A 16,597-nucleotide genomic window follows, 5' to 3' on the forward strand; every position below is an offset into this window, starting at 1 on the left:
CACCCGACCCGCCTACGCGACAGCAGCAGCGCGCGTGGCAAGCCGTGCGGGACGCGCCGGCTTTCGCTCGTCAACTCCCTTTTGTCCCAGATGCATATCGTGGATGTCGGCGACCAGCGAACGGATCGATTGCTGCATGGTGGACGGCAACGCCGAGAACTCCTGCCACATCTTCCAGTCCGACGGGTCGAGCCCGGCAATGCCATCTCTTGCGCCGCTGCCGCCTCTGCGCACGCGGGTGGCGAGATTGGACAACCTCGCATGCTCGGAGAAGAAATAGTCGATCGGCACGCCGAGATAGGCGGCGCAGCGCTGCAGCATTGCCGGCGAGATGCGGTTGCGGCCGCGTTCGTATTTCTGCAGCTGCTGGTAGGAAACGCCGATATGGGTGGCCAGCTCCATCTGGGTGACGTTGCGGAGCTGGCGCAGGCCCAGTAGTCGCGCCGCGATGTCGCCGGTTTCCGTATGGTGCATCTGCTTCCCCTTCACTGGTTTCCCGACGCTTCCGCGATGCGTGTCATCGGCTCAGCGTCAGATAGAGTTTCGGCAAAAGATCGGTCAGCCGCTCGACCGCTGCGATGGTGATGGCGTTGCGTTGGCCGAAGATGCGGCCGAGATAGGAATCCGCATTCGAATCCAGCCCGACACAGAACGTATCGATACCGAAACGATTGAGGTGATGCACAGCCTTGCGCGCATCCTCGACCAGATACTGGCGGTCCTCGACATCGATGTCGGACGGCTCGCCGTCGGTGACGACGAGTAGCAGGCGCCGGTAGCTGCGTTCGCGGGCAAGATCGGAGCCGGCATGGCGCATGGCGGCGCCGATGCGGGTGGATAGCCCGCTTTCCAGACCATCGAGCCGCGCATCGACAAGATCGTCATAGGTCTGGCCGAAATCCTTGATGCGGAGATAGCGCACATCATCGCGCTTGTCGGAACAGAAGGCCGCGATGGCGAAGGGATCGCCCAGTCCGGCCATCGCCCTGGCCAGCAGGGCTGCCGACTGGCGCTCGACATCCAGCACCGTGCGCGTCGAGCCGCGCACCTTCTCGGCCGTCGACTGCGAGATGTCGAGCAGCAGCAGCACCGACAGGTCGCGGCTGCGCCGCTCATAACGACCGTGGATGCGGTGGTCAGCCGCTTCGCCGATGCGGCGGGCCACCGTCGCCTCGATGCAGGCGTCCATGTCAAGGAATTCGCCCTCCGGCTGGCGGCGCAGGCGTTCGGCGCGGCTGACACGGGCGGAGCGGATGAGCGCCTTCACCCGCGCGACGAGATCGGCATGCTCTTCGGCAAGCCGCGCGGCCGGGCCGTTGGCGATGGCTTTCGGCGCGTATTCTTTGACCGATGTCCATTCGGGCTGATCGCGTGCGGCGACATAGTCATATTCGGGATAACGGGCGACGAGCACGCCGTCCTGCGCCTGCTCGATCACCTCGACGCGTCCACCGGTGCCACCCATTTCGGTTTCGGTGCGATCGGGCGGACGGCTGTCGTCCAGCTCCTGACGGATGCGTGCCGAAGACAGCACCTGCTCGGCTTCCGACGATTGCTGCTGGTCGTCGTCGCCGAAATCCCACAGGCCGAGATTGTCGTCGCGATAAGGCGGCTGCACGACATAGTTCTTCGGATCGAACTGCACGCGCATCTGGCCGAGATCGTTGCCGAGCAGGTCGCCGATGCGGCGGCTGAGCTGCTGGTTGCCCCACTCGGCCTCTGCCTCGAAGAAGGCGCGTCGGCCCTTCTGCACCCAGGCATCGGGATCGTCATAAGCCGGATCGGCGAGTGCCCGCGCCAGCCGCGCGAACAGGCCGGGCGCAGTGGCGGTGCCGGATGCTTCCGCCACATGGAAGGGTGCGAACAGGCGGCTGAGCCCCGGCAGCTCGCGCATCGCCAGCCGCTCGACCCTGGCATCCTCTATCAGCGACACCAGCGCGATCTGCGCCGGCTTCAGGGCGCCGACCGGAAAGCGTTCGTGCGAGAGTTTGAGGTGGGCGCCGATATGGGCGACGGCGGCCCGGTAGAGCTTCTCGCTATCGCTACCGGAAAAACCCGGATAGGCGGCAGGCAGCCTGACGACGCTGCCATCGAAACCCGGCCTGCGCTTCGCCTGTTCGGGCGCATTGGCCGGCGTTTCGCGCATCGGCGGCGTCTCGCCCCACAGGGCGGCCAGATAGGGCTTGAGCCTCGCCTCGAGGTCGAGAAAGCCGACCTCGCCGCTTTCGCGTAGCAGCCAGCGCCGCGCATTGGGATCTTCCAGCGTAAAGAAGCGCAGGCGCCGCTCCGGCTCGCCATGGTTCGAGCGCAGGCCGATCCGGATCCAGGACGCCAGCGCCCGCACGTCGAGGCGCGCGGTCAGGCTGGCGGTCTGGTCGAGCAGCGCTCCCGCCGATTCCGGTGCCTGCTCGCCGACCTGCTCGATGAGCCGCAGCCATTCCTGCAGCGAAGCGGCATCGGTATAGCGTCTTGCCGCGACGATCGCGGCGACAGGCGCCAGCGACGCCGCGCGGCGGCCGGCGCGGATCGCCAGTCCCGACACGATCGCGGCCAAGGCGATCGCCGCCTGCGGCGAGGCCAGGCGTGCGAGTTCGGGCGAGTGCCTCAGATAGCTGTCGGTGACGACATCGCCGTAACCGGCGCCGACCAGGCGGCGGCAGACCTCGCCCCGGATTCGTAGAGATCGCCCGGAAAGGCGGAACGCAAAGCGGCGTCCGACTGCATGGTCGTCTTCTGCTCAGCGATCATCGCCGTCAGAGACAGGCCGCGATCGCGGCGCTGAGCGCGTCGCGCATGTCGGCATCGTCGGTGATCGGCAGCACCAGCGCCACCTCGCAGGCCTGATCGAGCGCGATGCCGCCGGCGACGAGCTGGCCGGCATTGATCAGCATGCGCGTCGAGGCGCCCTCTTCCAGCCCGTGTCCTTTCAGATTGCGCGAGCGCTGGGCAATGCGCACCAGCGTTTCGGCAACTGGCCGTTTGACACCGGCTTCCGAGGCTACGATCTCCGCCTCGATCGCCGCGTCGGGATAGGTGAAGGCGATCGCCGCGAAACGCTGCTTGGTCGATTCCTTCAGGTCCTTCAGCACGCTCTGGTAACCCGGGTTGTAGGAGATGACGAGCTGGAAATCGGGATGCGCCCTCAAGACCTCGTTCTTCTTTTCGAGCGGCAGGATGCGGCGGTCGTCGGTCAGCGAATGGATGACGACCGTGGTGTCCTGCCGCGCCTCGACGATCTCGTCGAGATAGCAGATGGCACCGGAACGCACGGCAAGCGTCAGCGGCCCGTCATGCCAGACCGTGCCGTCGGCATCGAGCAGATAGCGCCCGACGAGATCCGAAGCGGTCATGTCCTCATGACAGGAAACGGTGACCAAAGGCCGCTGGAGCCGCCAGGCCATGTGTTCGACGAAGCGGGTCTTGCCGCAGCCGGTCGGCCCCTTGAGCATGACCGGCATGCGCGCGCCATAGGCCGCCTCGAACAGCGCGACCTCGTGCCCGACAGAGCGGTAATAGGGTTCCCGGTCGATCCTGAAATCGTCGAGCGCGGGATCGTGAGCGGATTTGGCGCCGCTGGTGCTGTGCATTTCCAACCTCGATGCGAATACTGGTCAAATTTCTCACCCACGTTCCTCCCTCGAGGAGACGCCGGATGAGCCGCCATGGAGAGTGCCTATGAGAAAATTCGACGCCAAAGCGTGCCGCGACCCCTCGCCTGCCGCGACACGCCAGTGGCCGCGCCGTTCAGCGGTGCGCCGCCACCTTGTTCGGAATGCCTTCGATCGGGCTTTCCGGCGTGCCGACCGTCTGGCGGGTCATCGCCTCGACCTTTTCGCGCGTGCCTTCCGGATCGGTGATCCACTGATGGTAGAAGTTGTACGGGCACACGGCATGGCCGCGGGTGTCGTCACCGGAATTGATCAGGCCGGTGTAACCGCGATGCAGCAGCTTGAAGAGATGGTTCTGTGACTGCATGTTGCGGCGCGCGTCGCGCAGCAGCGAGGTCGACAGCTGGGCATACTGGATGCCGTTCTCCTCGGTGCCGCATTCGCCGAGCGTGCGGCCGTCGAAGCCGATGATCGCCGAATGGCCGAAATAGGAATAGACGCCGTCGAAGCCGGCGGCATTGGCGACCGCGACATAGACGTTGTTGGCCCAGGCCATCGATTTCGAGATCAGGATCTGCTGTTCCTTAGCCGGGTACATATAACCCTGGCAGCGTATGATCAGCTCTGCTCCGCGCATGGCGCAATCGCGCCAGATCTCGGGATAGTTGCCGTCGTCGCAGATGATGAGCGAGATCTTCAACCCCTTCGGGCCATCGGAGACATAGGTGCAGTCGCCGGGATACCAGCCCTCGATCGGTACCCAGGGCATGATCTTGCGATATTTCTGCACGATCTCGCCCTTGTCGTTCATCAGGATCAACGTGTTGTAGGGCGCCTTGTTGGGGTGCTCCTCATGGCGCTCGCCTGTCAGCGAGAACACGCCCCAGACACGCGCCTTCCTGCACGCCTCGGCGAAGATCCTGGTTTCCTCGCCTGGAACGGCCGAGGCGGTCTCGTACATCTCCTTCTGGTCGTACATGATGCCGTGCGTGGAATATTCCGGGAAGATCACCAGATCCATGCCGGGCAGACCGCGCTTCATGCCTTCCACCATGTCGGCGATCTTGCGGGCATTGGCGAGCACTTCTTCGCGCGTATGCAGCCGCGGCATCTTGTAGTTGACGACGGCAACACCGACGGTGTCGTTGCTGCTCGAAATATCGCCATGGTACATTTTTCAGTCTCCTCCTGTGGTTGCTGAACGTTTTGTTGGGACATGATCCTTTGGGGTCGTGCTCCGGTGCCTAGACGACGAGATGTTTGTGGATGAGGTCGTCGCTTAGTTCGTGAATGGCGCCGCCGACGGCGACGCTGCCGCGATTGAGGATCGCGAAATGCTTCGAGGCGCGGCGGGCAAAGGCGATGTTCTGCTCGACCAGCACGACGGTCAGCCCCTGCTTGCGGTTGAGGTCGATCAGCACGTCCTCGATCTGCTCGACGATGTTGGGCTGGATGCCTTCGGTCGGCTCGTCGAGCAGCATCACCTTGGGTTCCGACAGCAGCGCCCGGGCGATCGCCAGCTGCTGCTGCTGGCCGCCGGACAGGTTGCCGCCGCGGCGGTTGAGGAATTCCTTGAGGATCGGGAACAGGTCGAGCACCCATTCGGCGATACGGCCACCACCACCCTTGGCGGCGAACGTGCCGACCATCAGGTTCTCGCGCACGGTGAAGCCCGGCAGGATGCCGCGCCCCTGCGGCACGTAGCCAAGGCCGGCCAGCGCGCGCTCATGGGTTGGCTTTGCCACCAGTTCCTCGCCGTCGAGGCGGATCGAACCGGAAGTGCGGCTCATCAGGCCGAGCATGGTGCGCAGCAGCGTGGTCTTGCCGACACCGTTGCGGCCGAGCACGGAGAAGAAGTCGCCTTGTTCGACCGTCATGGACACCGACTGCAGGGCGCGGCTGCGGCCATAGAAGCCATCGACATTGGCTAACTCAAGCATGGCCGATCCCTCCGGAACCGAGATAGGCGTCGCGCACCGCCTGGTTGCTTTCGATGTCGGCGATGCTGCCTTCAGCCAGCAGCTTGCCCTGGTGCATCACCGAGATGGTCTGGGCGATGTCGCGCACGAAGCCCATGTCGTGCTCGACGACGATCAGCGTGTGGCGGCCCCCTAGCCGGTTGAAGAGCTGCGCCGTCTTCCTGGTTTCCTGCGCCGTCATGCCGGCGGTCGGTTCGTCCATCAGGATCAGCGAGGGGTCCTGCGCCAGGATCAGCGCGATCTCCAGCCACTGGGTCTGCCCGTGCGAAAGATGCGCGGCCGGCGTGTCGAGCTCGTCCTCCAGGCCGACCAGTTCGGCGAGCCGCTCTGTGTCGTCGGTGTCGCCGCCCTGGCCGAAGGTCGCCAGATTGGCGAGCACGCCGGGCTTTCTCGAATGGCCGATATGCAGATTGTCGCGCACGCTGAGCGCCCGGAACACGCTGGGCACCTGGAACTTGCGGCCGATGCCGGCACGCGCGATGGCGTGTTCGCTGAGCCGGTGAATGGGCTTGCCCTTGAACATGATTTCGCCGCCCGACAGCCTTGTCTTGCCGCAGATCAGATCGAGCGCGGTGGTCTTGCCGGCGCCGTTGGGGCCGATCAGGCAGCGCAGCTCGCCGGCACGGACCTTGAGGCAGAGGTCCGACACGGCGCGGAAGCCGCTGAAGGACACGCTGGCGTTTTCGACGATCAGCTGATTTTCACTGGTCATCGCGTGCCCTCGATCTCACGGCCGTTTGGCATCGGTTCTGTGTGCTGCACCGGCTTTGGGACCGGCGTCGGGCGGTGCCGCTCGAAGCGTTTGGCGAGGCTCGCGAAGGCGCCGGCAATGCCTTGCGGCAGGAACAGCACGACCAGCACGAACAGCAGGCCCATGATCAGCGTCCAGGTGTCGAGGAAGGTTTCCGATTCCGACAGCGCGCCCTGGACGCCGGTGACGATGAGGGCACCGAGCATGGCGCCGAGCAGGCTCTGGCGGCCACCGACCGCGACCCAGATCACGACCGAGAGCGATAGCGGCACACCGAGGAAGGTCGGCGAGGCGAACTCCATGACGATGGTGTAGAGCATGCCGGCAAGGCCGGCGATCGCCGCCGAAACGGAGAAGATGAAGATCTTGTAGAGCGCAACGTCGTAGCCGAAGAAACGGACGCGATCCTCCTCGTCGCGGATCGCCTGCACGATCAGCCCGGTCTTGCTTTTGGTGATGGCCAGCGCCACGAACAGCGTGACCGTCAGGCAGATCGCGACGAGATAATAGCTCGACGAGCCATAGGCATCGAAGGTGATGCCGGCGATGTCGAACTGGCCGAGATCGGTGATGCCGTTGAAGCCACCGGTGAAGGCCTGCTGGTCGATGATGACGAGCTGCACCACCACCATGGCGGCAAGCGTGATGATGGCCCCGTAGACACCGGTCACCCGGCCCTTGAACACGAACCAGCCGAGCAGGGCCGCGACGCCGGCAGGCAAAAGGATGCCCGCCAGCACGCCGAACAACGGCGAATGGAAGGGCGTCCAGAACCAGGGCAGTTCGGTGACGTTGTTCCAGACCATGAAGTCGGGCAAGCCATCGGCGCCGGTGTGCACCGGAATGGTCTTCAGCTTCAGCATCATCGCCATGCAGTAGGAGCCGATGCCGAAGGTCATGGCCTGGCCGAGGTTCAGGATGCCGGCATAACCCCAGGACAGGCTGAGCGAGACGGCCAGCATGCCGAAGACGAGGTAGCGGGCGTATTTGTTGAGCAGGAAGGCATCCTGCAGGAACACCGGCACCAGCAGGACGGCCAAGCACACCGCCGCGTAGAGCGCGATTTCGGTCTTCGTTCTGGCTAGAGCGTTTCCGTTTTTCACGGAAACGCGGAAACGCTCTAGTTCTTTGTTTTCACGCAATTCCGGACGGAAAACCGCTACGCCCTTTTCCTGGATTTGCTCAGGCACTCTGTTGTTTCCTTGATTGGACATCGTCGCCTCAGGCACGCACACGGGCGGTGAACAGGCCCTGCGGCCGGAAGCGGATGAGGACGACGATGGCGAGCAGCACCAGCGCCTTGGCGATCGTGTCGTTGGAGTAGAAGGCGAGGTAACCCGACAGCTCGCCGAGGATGCCGGAGCTGGCCAGCGTGCCCATCAGGCTCTGCGTGCCGCCGAGCACCACCACCATGAAGGCGTCGACGACATAGGTGGTGCCCATCTCCGGCGACACGCTCTTCAGCGGCGACACCAGCGCGCCGGCAAGGCCGGCCATGCCCGCCCCATAAGCAAAGGTCGAGCGATAGATGCGGCCGGCATTGATGCCGAAGGACGAGGCGACCGCGCGGTTCTGGGTGATGGCACGCAGCTTCAGGCCGAAACTGGTGTAGCGGTAGATGCCCCATGTCAACGCGAACAGGCCGAGCGACAGGAACAGGATGAACAGGCGGTAGGCGGAATCCGTCGCGCCAAGGATGTTGACGCTCTGCGACAGCGATTCCGGCATCTGCACATAGCGCAGCTCACCGCCGGCGGTCAGGCGTATCGCCTGCTGCGCCATGACGCCGATGCCCCAGGTGGCGAGGATGGTGTCGAGCGGCCGGTCATAAAGATGGCGGATCACCAGCGCCTCGATGAGCCAGCCGAACAGGGCGAGAAGCAGGAAAATCGGCACCAGGCTCGCCAGCAGGCCGAGCCCGAACTGCGTCTGCAGGAACCAGGCCGCATAGGCGCCGAGCATGACGAACTCGCCATGGGCAAGGTTGATGACGCCGGTGACGCCGTAGATGATGGCGAGGCCGAGCGCGACCAACAGCAGGATGGAGCCGATGCTCAGGCCCGTCATGATCTGGGAGACGAAGATTTCCATGTCGCCGCTTCTTCCGGGAAAGAGGGGACGGTGGCGGTGCGAGGCCCGCCACCGGATTTCACACCATCAGCTCTGCTTGAGGCCTTCGGCCGTGCAGTGCTGATTGGGATAGGCCTTGTAGGGCGAAGGCTCGAGCCAGTTGGCCGACTGCTTCAGGATCTTGAACTGGCCGTCGGCCTGGCACTGGCCGATCTTCGGCCACAGCCAGCTGTGCAGGTTCTCCGGCTCGATGCGCACCTTGCCCTGCGGGGCGACAAGTTCCTGGCCCTTGACCGCTTCACGGATGGCGGTGGGCGAGATGTCGGAGCCGGCCAGTTTCTCGACCGCCTGCTTGAACAGATAGATCTGGAAATAGGACGGCTCGGACACGAAGTGGGTGACCTTGTCGCCGCCCCAGCGCTTCTTGTAGGCGTCGACGAATTTGTGGTTCTCGGGCGAATCCCACACCATGAAGTAAGGCGCCGAGGTGAAGTGGCCCGCGGCCGCCTCGCCGCCCATCGCAGCCACCTCGTTTTCGGAAGTGGTGAGGCTGGCCATCGGCATCTTCTCGGGATCGAGGCCGGCGGCATGGTACTGGCGGTGCAGCGCCACGACGGAATCACCGACAACGGTGGAGAAGATGACGTTCGGCTTCTCGGCCTTCAGCTTGTTGATGACGGACGAGAATTCCGAATGGCCGAGCGGCACATATTCCTCGGCCACCACCTCGGCGCCGAGCTCGGCCAGCAGCTTCTTGCAGTAGTTGTTCTCTTCCTTCGGATAGATGTAGTTCGAGCCGATCAGGTACCAGCGCTTGCCGAACTTCTCGACCAGCCACGGCACGAAATCATCCTGCTGCTGGTTGGGCACCGCACCGGTGTAGATGACGTTCTTCGAGCATTCGCGACCCTCATAGAGGGTCGGATACCAGTAGAGATTGTTCTGCTTCTCGAACACCGGCAGCACCGCCTTGCGGCTGGCCGAGGTGTAGGAACCAAACACCGAAACGCATTTGTCGGACAGCACCAGCTTGCGGGCCTTTTCAGCGAAGGTCGCCGGGTCGGAGGCCGGGTCCTCGACCACCGGCACGAGCTTCCTGCCGTTGATGCCGCCGGCTGCATTGATCTCCTCGATCGCCATGATCGTCGCCTTGTTGAGCGACTCCTCGATGATGGCGGTGGTACCTGTGAGCGAAAACAGCACGCCCACCTTGATCTCGCCGTCGGCGGCGTAGGCCAGCGACGAATTCTTGCTCCAGATATGCGGGAAACCGACAAGGGACACCGTGCCGAAAGCGGCGGTGGCCTTCAGAAAACTGCGACGATTGCTTTTCACCTTCTTCTCCCCTGAAAACAGAAAAGGCCCCGAAGCGAGCTGCCGAAGCAGACCGTTTCGAGGCCGTATTGCCCTGTTGTTTTGCGCGGCAGCGACGCCGCTGCGAACCCTTCATGGGCTCGCTAGAGTAAGGTCGTACGCAACAAAAAACCCCACGTCCCGCTTCCGCGAAAGTCGTGAGGTTCCGTTACCTTTATTTCGCCGGCAGCGTCGTTGCTGCCGATACCCGAACGCTAGCCAAGAAGTTCGTAGGAGTCAATGATGGCGCTGGCCACCGCGCCGATCGTCACGCGCCGTTCCATCGCCTGGCGCCTGAGATAGTTGTAGGCCTCTTCCTCGCTGACATTCTTTAGCCGCATAAGCAACGACTTCGCCCTTTCGACGCTGCGCATGGTGCGCAGGCTCTCGTCCAGCTTCTCGATGCGCCCGCGCAGCCGGCGTTCGTAGAGGAAATGCCCGCGCGCCAGCGCCAGGGTCGACTGCACCGAGCGCGACGTCACCGGGTAGTGCAGCACGCCATGGGCCGCGCAATTGTGCAGCAGGTTGAGGTCGAGCATGCCGGCGCCCGGATCGATGACCACCAGGGCCGACGCCGGCTCGCCCGGGATCCAGGGCAGGCGCTGCGGCAGGTCTGGCGAAAGCACGCAGAAGACGACGTCATACTGCGCCGGGATCTGCGAGGGCATCGGCCATTCGTGATGCACGTCGCAGCGCAGGCGCTGCAATTCGCGGATCAGCCGTTCGCCGTCGTCGTTGCGGTCGACGATGACCGCAACCTTGAGGTTCCAGAACGAACGCGATGATGACGGGCCGGAAGGCGCGTCACGGCCGCCCGCGTCCTTCCTGGTGCCTGCGCCCTGCCGTTCGCGGGCAAATCTTGCGATGTCGATGGTTTCCTGCATTCTCTCCTCCCCGCCGCGCTATGCGAGCTCGAGATTTTTCTGGCCGAGGCTGCGCCCGTAACCCAGCAGATAGGGGTCCGAGAGGACGCAGGATGGCGATTCATAGACGAGGTCGAACTGGCCTTGCCGGTTGGCGCGACCGATGCGCGTCCACAGGTCGGCATGCCCCCAGATCGGGTTGATCGCGACATCGCCCTGCGGCGCTTCGAACTCCGATCCCATCACCGACGCGCGCAGGATCTCGGTGTCCATCGAGTTGGTCTGCTCCAGCGTCTTGGCGAAGGCGTTGACCTGGAAATAGGAAGCTTCCAGGCACATGTTGGTCGGCTCGTCATCGCCGTAGCGTTTCTTGTAGTCACGCACGAAGGATGAATTGCGTTCATTGCCGACGCCCTGGAAATAGGGTGCCGCGGTGATGTGACCCTCGCCGACGTCGAAGCCCATGGCGCGGATCTCGGCCTCCGTCGTGGTCAGCGACGCGATCGGCATGACCTTCGGGTCGAGCCCGAGATCGGCATAGGCCTGGTAGAGATAGACGGTGCCATCGCCGACGACGGTGGAGAAGATGACATCTGGCTGCGCGCGCTTGACGTCGCGCATCACCGGCAGGAACTCCTCCCGCGACGCGCCCATGCGCACATAGGATTCGCCGACGACGGTGCCGCCGCTGTTGCGGATCAATTCACGCATGATGCGATTGGATTCGCGCGGATAGATGTAGTCGGCGCCGATGAAATAGAAGCGGGTTCCGTAGCGCTCCATCAGGATGCGGCACAGCTCGACGCTGTTCTGGTTCGGCGTCGCCCCGGTGTAGATGACGTTGGGCGAGAACTCGAAACCCTCATAGAGCGTCGGATACCACAGCAGCCCGTTCAGCCTTTCGACCACCGGCAGCACAGCCTTCCGGCTGGACGAGGTGTAGCAGCCGAAGATGGTCGAGACGCCATCCTCGACCATCAGCTTCTTGGCATAGCGGCCGAAGGCGCTCGCCTCTGAGCCGGGATCATAGACCACCGGCTCGAGCGGCCGGCCGTTGATACCGCCCGCCGCGTTGATTTCTTCGATCGCCGTCAGCGTGCCGCGCAGCTGCGTCTCCTCGATCACGGCCATGAAGCCGGTACGCGAGAAGAGGACGCCGACGCGCCACGGTTCGGAGGTATTGCTTGATCTCGCCAATATACGCTCCCACGATTCCCCAGTGCCGCTTGGTTCTTGTTTTTGATGCATGCCGCGGCCGGCCGCGCAGCTTGGAGCCGGCCGCCTTACGGGTCAACTGGCCAGAAGTTCCTTCAGCTTGCCGTCGAGGAATTTGACATCGTTCGGGCTGGTTCCCGGCCCACCCGCGAAATGCCCCCAGACCGACTCGAACGGAAGGAACCTGGCGTTCGGCATGTTGGCCACTTCGAACTCGCTGTCTTCCGGCGGGAAGTAGAGATCGGTGCGGCCGGGCATGACGAAGGCCTTGGCCTTGATGGCCTTGAGCGCCTTCTTGAAATCGCCCCTGTAGAGCTCGTTGTCGCTGATGTCGCCGTTCTGCCAGGTCCACAGCATGGTCAAAAGGTTGTTGGCGTCCTTGGGCAGGAAAAAACCTTCCCAGAAGGAGACGCGGAAATCCTCCAGCGAGGAATGGCCGAGCGCCTTGAGGTCGAGCTCCTGCCGATAGAAGGCCTGCGAGAAGCCCCAGCCGGCATAGACGCGGGCCATGGCGCGCAGACCCTTCTCCGGCTTGTCGTCGTACCAGCCATTGTTCCAGGCGGAATCGGCGGTGAGTGCTGCCTTGACGCCTTCCAGGAACACGAAATTGTGGCGCGAGCATTTGGCGGAACCGCAGAACGGCGCGATGCGCTCGACCATATCGGGATACATCGCCCCCCAGTGGAAGGTCTGCAAGGCGCCCATCGACCAGCCGACCACCAGCTTCAGCTTCTTGACGCCGAATTTCTCGGTGACCAGCTGGTGCTGGGCACGGACATTGTCGTAGGCCGTCACCTGGGGGAAGCGCGACTTGTTGTAGGGTTCCGGCGTGTTGCTGGGCGACGACGACAGCCCGTTGCCGAACATGTTCGGGATGATGATGAAATATTTGGCCGGGTCGAGCGTCATGCCCTTGCCGATCAGCCATTCATTGTCGACGTGCTGGCCGGAATACCAGGTCGGGAAGACGATGACGTTGTCCTTCCTGGCGTTCAGCTTGCCGAAGGTCTTGTAGGCAAGCTTGGCGTCGCGCAGCGTCGCCCCGCGTTGCAGGACAAGATCGCCGAGCGAGTAGATCTCATAGTCAGGCATCAGGCAGTTTCCTTTACTTGCGAACAGAAGGTGGGCGAGGCCTGTTCGTCAGGCCCCGCCCGAAAGATCATGCGGTTGCCCGCTCCGGCGATGCGCGCAGCGACAGTGCGGCATAGGCAATGCCGCCGGCGAGCGCCGCGCTGATGGCGGTCGAGAAATGCGGCAGGTAGAATTCGACGATGACGGCCACTGCCGAACCGATGATCCAGGCGATGAACGCGGTCGGGCGCCAGTCGCGGTCGATCTCGGCATTCCTGCGGGCGAGATACTGGTCGACCAGGATGATCGCGCCGATCGGCGGAACCAGGATGCCGAGCAGCGACAGCCACTGGATGAAGAAGGCCCAGACATTGCCGGCGGCGACGACGATGCCGATGGCGCCGAGGATGACCGCCATCACGCGCATGCGGGTGTGGAAGATGCGCGACCAGCCGGTGGCGGCATTGTAGAGGCAGTGCGCGCAGACCGAACCCAGGTTGAGGTAGAGGAAAACGAAAGCGAGTGCGCTGAGGAAGGCCACCTGCTTGCCGTTGATGTAGCCGAACATGTTGTCGGCGCCGAACGGATTGGCGTTGGGAACGGCAAGGGCCGCCGTCATGATGCCGCCGACCAGCATGGCGATCAGGTTGGCGAACGGGAACGCGCTGAAGGTCGCGATCAGCGAGGCCCTGCCATCCTTGGCCCAGCGGTTGAAGTCGGCACTGACCGTGCCGGCGTCGATGAACAGCGCGATGACCACGGTCAGCCCGACGCCCATCGACATGGTGGCTGCGCCATTGTTGCCGGGATAGGCCATGATCGCCTGCCAGCTGGTGGCGGAAGCGGCATCGAACACCACCCAGCCGCCGAGGATGACGAAGAGCGGCACAGATACCAGGCCGACGAGATGCAGTCCGTGCACGCCGACGAAGGTGATGCCGATGTAGAGCAGGCCGGCGATGATGGTCATCGCCACATAGTTGAGGTCATAGGCCGAACTGATCAGCGCACCGGTGATGCCGGTCTGCACCGCGTACCAGCCGAGCAGGAGCGTCGACAAAAGGCCGGAGGCGAAGACGTAGCCCTTGCGGCCGAACACGATCGAGGCCAGCAGCGCGAAGTTCATGCCGCGGTTGGTGCCGAGAAGCCCAAGCGCGCCGACATAGGCGAACATGATGAGGTTGCCGATCACCATCGCCCACAATGCGCTGGTGAAGCCCATGCCGAGCACGAGGATCGAGCCGGTCATGGCTCCGGTGATGATCATCGGAAAGCCGATCCAGACCGTCGTCACCGAAAAAGTCGAGCGCCGCGCCGCCATCGGCACCGGCTGATGTTCGTATTCTTCTCCCAGTATGTGATCGACGCTATCGAGCGCCTCGATCTCCGTCTTGTTGTTCATGCCACCCTCCCAGGGGTCAATCGCGTTGCGTGTGCGGCTGTCGTCGCGATTGGACATCCTTGTCCTCACCCGCTTTCCCCGGTGGAAGCGCATTCAGGCCATGGCCGAAAGGCGCGCGGCGCGACCTTCCGGTTCGCCGGCGCAAGCCCCTTGTCACAGCCGTCCGGCGCCGGTTCCCCATCGGCATCTCGGTCGGTATCGCCAAAACGACAAAGGCCTCCCGATGGCTTCGTTTCCGAAGTCAAAGGGAGGCCTTCTTGCCTTGATCTGATTGGGTGGCCCCGTTGCCACCTGCCTGCTTAACAGGCGAAGGAAACGTTAGACGGGCATCGAAACCCTGTCAATACGGCGTTTCGGAGTTCGAAATCATGCCCGGGAACAGGTTTCCGAGGCGCCTCGCGCCCTGACGCGGCTACAGTTGCAGCCGCGTGCGCGCATGCGCCACCGCCTTGTCGAGAGGCGCCAGCGAGGGTTTCAGCAGGTCCGAGACAAGCGCGGTGAGTTCGGTGCCGGCACGCGCCGGAGTACCGGCGTCATAGGGCGGTGCCGGCGCATATTCCAGGATCAGCTGGATCGACCGCGCCCATTCCTCATCACGGATGACCGAAGCGATGACCAGGCCGAAATCGAGCCCGGCGGTGACGCCGCCGGCCGTGATGCGGTTGCCGTCGCGCACCACGCGCCCATCTTCGAGAATGGCGCCGAGTTGCGGCAGCACATGCCGCGACTGCCAGTGGCCGGTGGCGCGGTAGCCCTTGAGCAGGCCCGCCGCACCGAGCAGCAGCGAGCCGGTGCAGACGCTGGTGACGAAGCGCGCCGACGCACCGGTCTTTGCCACGAAGGCAATCACGTCCGGGTCCTGCATGCAGGCAACCGTCCCTCTGATCCCACCCGGAACGAACAGCACGTCGGGCGCGGCATGGGCGTCGGCGAGAGTGGCAGTCGGGCGGATGTCGAGACCGACATCGGTGCTGACCGGGTTGCGATCCTTCCACACCAGTTGCACGTCACCCATGGTGAGCTTGAAGGCGGTCAGTGCCGGAACGAGATCGAGCAGCACCATGTCGGGATGCACCAGCATCACGAATTTCGGCTTCGGCGCATTCGGATCGAATTGGATGCCGGCCTGCGCCTCCGGCACCTGCAGCGCCGGCACGGCAAGCGCCGCCAGGGCCAGCATCTGCAACACGTCGCGTCTCTCCATCGTCATCGTCCTTTCGTTTGGTCGGGACGTGGATAGCGGAACGTGCTAATTGGCAGGATGACAACGAAGCTTCATTTCCTGCCAAAATGACAAGAACCATCCTGTTCCTCGCCTTCGACGGCGTGACCGATCTCGACCTCGTCGGTCCGATCCAGGTGTTTTCGACCGCATCCAGCGCGGGCGAACAAGGCAGCGGCCAGCCGATCTATACGATCGTGGTGACATCGATCGCCGGCGGCATGGTGCGCACGCGCTCCGGCCTGACGATCGGCACGCAGCCGCTTGCCGAGGTCGACATGGACACTGTCGACACCATCGTCGTACCGGGCGGCCGGTCAAGCCTGGAGGACGAGGCGGAACAGCCGCTTGTCGACTGGCTGGTGCAGAATGCCGGGCGGGCGCGACGCATCTGTTCGGTCTGTGTCGGCGCTTTCCTGCTCGCTGCCGCCGGACTGCTGGACAGCCGCAAGGCAACCACGCACTGGCGCGCCACGGACATGCTGAAGGCACGGTACCCTTCCACCACCGTCGTTCCGGAGCTGATCTACCAGCAGGATGGCCCGGTGTGGACGTCGGCCGGGGTCAGCGCCGGCATCGACCTCGCCCTGCATCTGGTCGAGCAGGATCATGGCCGCGGCCTCGCCATGATGGTGGCAAAGGCTCTGGTGGTGTTCCTGCGCCGGCCGGGCGGCCAGAAGCAGTTCAGTTCCACGCTCGCCCTGCAGGGCAGCGAGGCCTTCTCGCAGCTGATCGCCTGGGCGGCGGACAATCTTGCCGAAGACCTGTCGGTCGAGGCGCTGGCGGCGCACGCCGCCATGAGCCCACGCAGTTTTGCCCGCAAATTCCACGCCACTGTCGGCCAGACACCGGCGGCAGCCGTGGAGGCGCTGCGGCTCGAAGCCGCCAAGCGCATGCTGGAAGACAGCGCCCAGTCGATGAAAAGCATTGCCACGAAGAGCGGTTTCAGTGACCAGCAAGGATTGCGCCGCGCCTTCATGCGTGCGCTCGGCATCACCCCCAGCGAATACCGCGAACGATTCGGCTAGGGCGATATCCCCTTACCTTCTCCCCTTGCAGGAGA

General features: G+C 63.9%; 15 protein-coding genes. 1 reads left to right on the forward strand and 14 read right to left on the reverse strand.

The window, feature by feature from the left end:
* Positions 1 to 12: 12 nt before the first annotated feature.
* The 14 genes from ACFJIU_RS24465 to ACFJIU_RS24530 form a co-directional block, all read right to left on the reverse strand.
* The gene (locus tag ACFJIU_RS24465) at positions 13 to 474 is read right to left on the reverse strand and encodes a helix-turn-helix domain-containing protein (RefSeq protein ID WP_379064324.1); all 462 of its coding nucleotides are present in this window, start codon (positions 472 to 474) and stop codon (positions 13 to 15) included.
* A 43-nt stretch (positions 475 to 517) separates the two neighbouring features.
* Positions 518 to 2,554, reverse strand: coding sequence for a nitric oxide reductase activation protein NorD (locus ACFJIU_RS24470; RefSeq protein ID WP_379064325.1), 2,037 nt, complete (start codon positions 2,552 to 2,554; stop codon positions 518 to 520).
* A 199-nt stretch (positions 2,555 to 2,753) separates the two neighbouring features.
* Positions 2,754 to 3,587 (reverse strand): CbbQ/NirQ/NorQ/GpvN family protein, encoded by an 834-nt coding sequence (locus ACFJIU_RS24475; RefSeq protein ID WP_379064326.1) that lies wholly within the window; start codon positions 3,585 to 3,587, stop codon positions 2,754 to 2,756.
* A 157-nt stretch (positions 3,588 to 3,744) separates the two neighbouring features.
* Positions 3,745 to 4,782, reverse strand: a complete 1,038-nt coding sequence (locus ACFJIU_RS24480) for an aliphatic amidase (protein WP_379064328.1) — start codon at positions 4,780 to 4,782, stop codon at positions 3,745 to 3,747.
* 70 nt (positions 4,783 to 4,852) lie between these two features.
* The gene (urtE, locus tag ACFJIU_RS24485; protein WP_379064330.1) at positions 4,853 to 5,548 is read right to left on the reverse strand and encodes an urea ABC transporter ATP-binding subunit UrtE; all 696 of its coding nucleotides are present in this window, start codon (positions 5,546 to 5,548) and stop codon (positions 4,853 to 4,855) included.
* Positions 5,541 to 6,299, reverse strand: a complete 759-nt coding sequence (urtD, locus tag ACFJIU_RS24490; RefSeq protein ID WP_379064332.1) for an urea ABC transporter ATP-binding protein UrtD — start codon at positions 6,297 to 6,299, stop codon at positions 5,541 to 5,543. The genes urtE and urtD overlap by 8 nt, the downstream gene beginning before the upstream one ends.
* Positions 6,296 to 7,384: an urea ABC transporter permease subunit UrtC gene (urtC, locus tag ACFJIU_RS24495; RefSeq protein ID WP_379073206.1), complete on the reverse strand. Its 1,089-nt coding sequence runs from the start codon at positions 7,382 to 7,384 to the stop codon at positions 6,296 to 6,298. The genes urtD and urtC overlap by 4 nt, the downstream gene beginning before the upstream one ends.
* Before the next feature lie 175 nt (positions 7,385 to 7,559).
* A complete protein-coding gene (gene urtB, locus ACFJIU_RS24500; RefSeq protein WP_144377591.1) occupies positions 7,560 to 8,429 on the reverse strand; it encodes an urea ABC transporter permease subunit UrtB in 870 nt (289 codons plus the stop codon).
* A 66-nt stretch (positions 8,430 to 8,495) separates the two neighbouring features.
* Positions 8,496 to 9,743, reverse strand: a complete 1,248-nt coding sequence (locus ACFJIU_RS24505; protein WP_239369164.1) for a transporter substrate-binding domain-containing protein — start codon at positions 9,741 to 9,743, stop codon at positions 8,496 to 8,498.
* 233 nt (positions 9,744 to 9,976) lie between these two features.
* The gene (locus tag ACFJIU_RS24510) at positions 9,977 to 10,645 is read right to left on the reverse strand and encodes an ANTAR domain-containing response regulator (protein WP_379064335.1); all 669 of its coding nucleotides are present in this window, start codon (positions 10,643 to 10,645) and stop codon (positions 9,977 to 9,979) included.
* An 18-nt stretch (positions 10,646 to 10,663) separates the two neighbouring features.
* Positions 10,664 to 11,872, reverse strand: a complete 1,209-nt coding sequence (locus ACFJIU_RS24515) for a transporter substrate-binding domain-containing protein (RefSeq protein WP_379064337.1) — start codon at positions 11,870 to 11,872, stop codon at positions 10,664 to 10,666.
* Between the two features lie 42 nt (positions 11,873 to 11,914).
* Positions 11,915 to 12,931 carry an alpha/beta fold hydrolase gene (locus tag ACFJIU_RS24520; protein ID WP_379064339.1) on the reverse strand — a complete coding sequence of 339 codons (1,017 nt, stop codon included), beginning with the start codon at positions 12,929 to 12,931 and terminating at the stop codon, positions 11,915 to 11,917.
* Between the two features lie 67 nt (positions 12,932 to 12,998).
* Positions 12,999 to 14,312 carry a purine-cytosine permease family protein gene (locus tag ACFJIU_RS24525; RefSeq protein ID WP_379064341.1) on the reverse strand — a complete coding sequence of 438 codons (1,314 nt, stop codon included), beginning with the start codon at positions 14,310 to 14,312 and terminating at the stop codon, positions 12,999 to 13,001.
* 412 nt (positions 14,313 to 14,724) lie between these two features.
* A complete protein-coding gene (locus ACFJIU_RS24530; RefSeq protein WP_379064343.1) occupies positions 14,725 to 15,522 on the reverse strand; it encodes a DJ-1/PfpI family protein in 798 nt (265 codons plus the stop codon).
* An 80-nt stretch (positions 15,523 to 15,602) separates the two neighbouring features.
* On the opposite strand from ACFJIU_RS24530, the gene ACFJIU_RS24535 reads away from it, so the two are divergent.
* Entirely contained in the window at positions 15,603 to 16,562 is a 960-nt protein-coding gene (locus ACFJIU_RS24535) for a GlxA family transcriptional regulator (protein ID WP_379064345.1), read from the forward strand.
* The last annotated feature ends 35 nt before the right edge of the window (positions 16,563 to 16,597 follow it).

The sequence above is a fragment of the Mesorhizobium sp. UC74_2 genome (assembly GCF_042701485.1).
Classification (GTDB): Bacteria; Pseudomonadota; Alphaproteobacteria; order Rhizobiales; family Rhizobiaceae; genus Mesorhizobium.

Excerpts from the sequence above, each read along its gene's own strand:
- ACFJIU_RS24475 (WP_379064326.1), bottom strand. The coding sequence starts at position 3,587 with ATGCACAGCACCAGCGGCGCCAAATCCGCTCACGATCCCGCGCTCGAC.
- urtD (WP_379064332.1), bottom strand. The coding sequence starts at position 6,299 with ATGACCAGTGAAAATCAGCTGATCGTCGAAAACGCCAGCGTGTCCTTC.
- ACFJIU_RS24530 (WP_379064343.1), bottom strand. The coding sequence starts at position 15,522 with ATGACGATGGAGAGACGCGACGTGTTGCAGATGCTGGCCCTGGCGGCG.
- ACFJIU_RS24525 (WP_379064341.1), bottom strand. The coding sequence starts at position 14,312 with ATGAACAACAAGACGGAGATCGAGGCGCTCGATAGCGTCGATCACATA.
- ACFJIU_RS24515 (WP_379064337.1), bottom strand. The coding sequence starts at position 11,872 with ATGCATCAAAAACAAGAACCAAGCGGCACTGGGGAATCGTGGGAGCGT.
- urtB (WP_144377591.1), bottom strand. The coding sequence starts at position 8,429 with ATGGAAATCTTCGTCTCCCAGATCATGACGGGCCTGAGCATCGGCTCC.
- ACFJIU_RS24535 (WP_379064345.1), top strand. The coding sequence starts at position 15,603 with ATGACAAGAACCATCCTGTTCCTCGCCTTCGACGGCGTGACCGATCTC.
- urtE (WP_379064330.1), bottom strand. The coding sequence starts at position 5,548 with ATGCTTGAGTTAGCCAATGTCGATGGCTTCTATGGCCGCAGCCGCGCC.
- ACFJIU_RS24465 (WP_379064324.1), bottom strand. The coding sequence starts at position 474 with ATGCACCATACGGAAACCGGCGACATCGCGGCGCGACTACTGGGCCTG.
- ACFJIU_RS24510 (WP_379064335.1), bottom strand. The coding sequence starts at position 10,645 with ATGCAGGAAACCATCGACATCGCAAGATTTGCCCGCGAACGGCAGGGC.
- ACFJIU_RS24480 (WP_379064328.1), bottom strand. The coding sequence starts at position 4,782 with ATGTACCATGGCGATATTTCGAGCAGCAACGACACCGTCGGTGTTGCC.
- ACFJIU_RS24520 (WP_379064339.1), bottom strand. The coding sequence starts at position 12,931 with ATGCCTGACTATGAGATCTACTCGCTCGGCGATCTTGTCCTGCAACGC.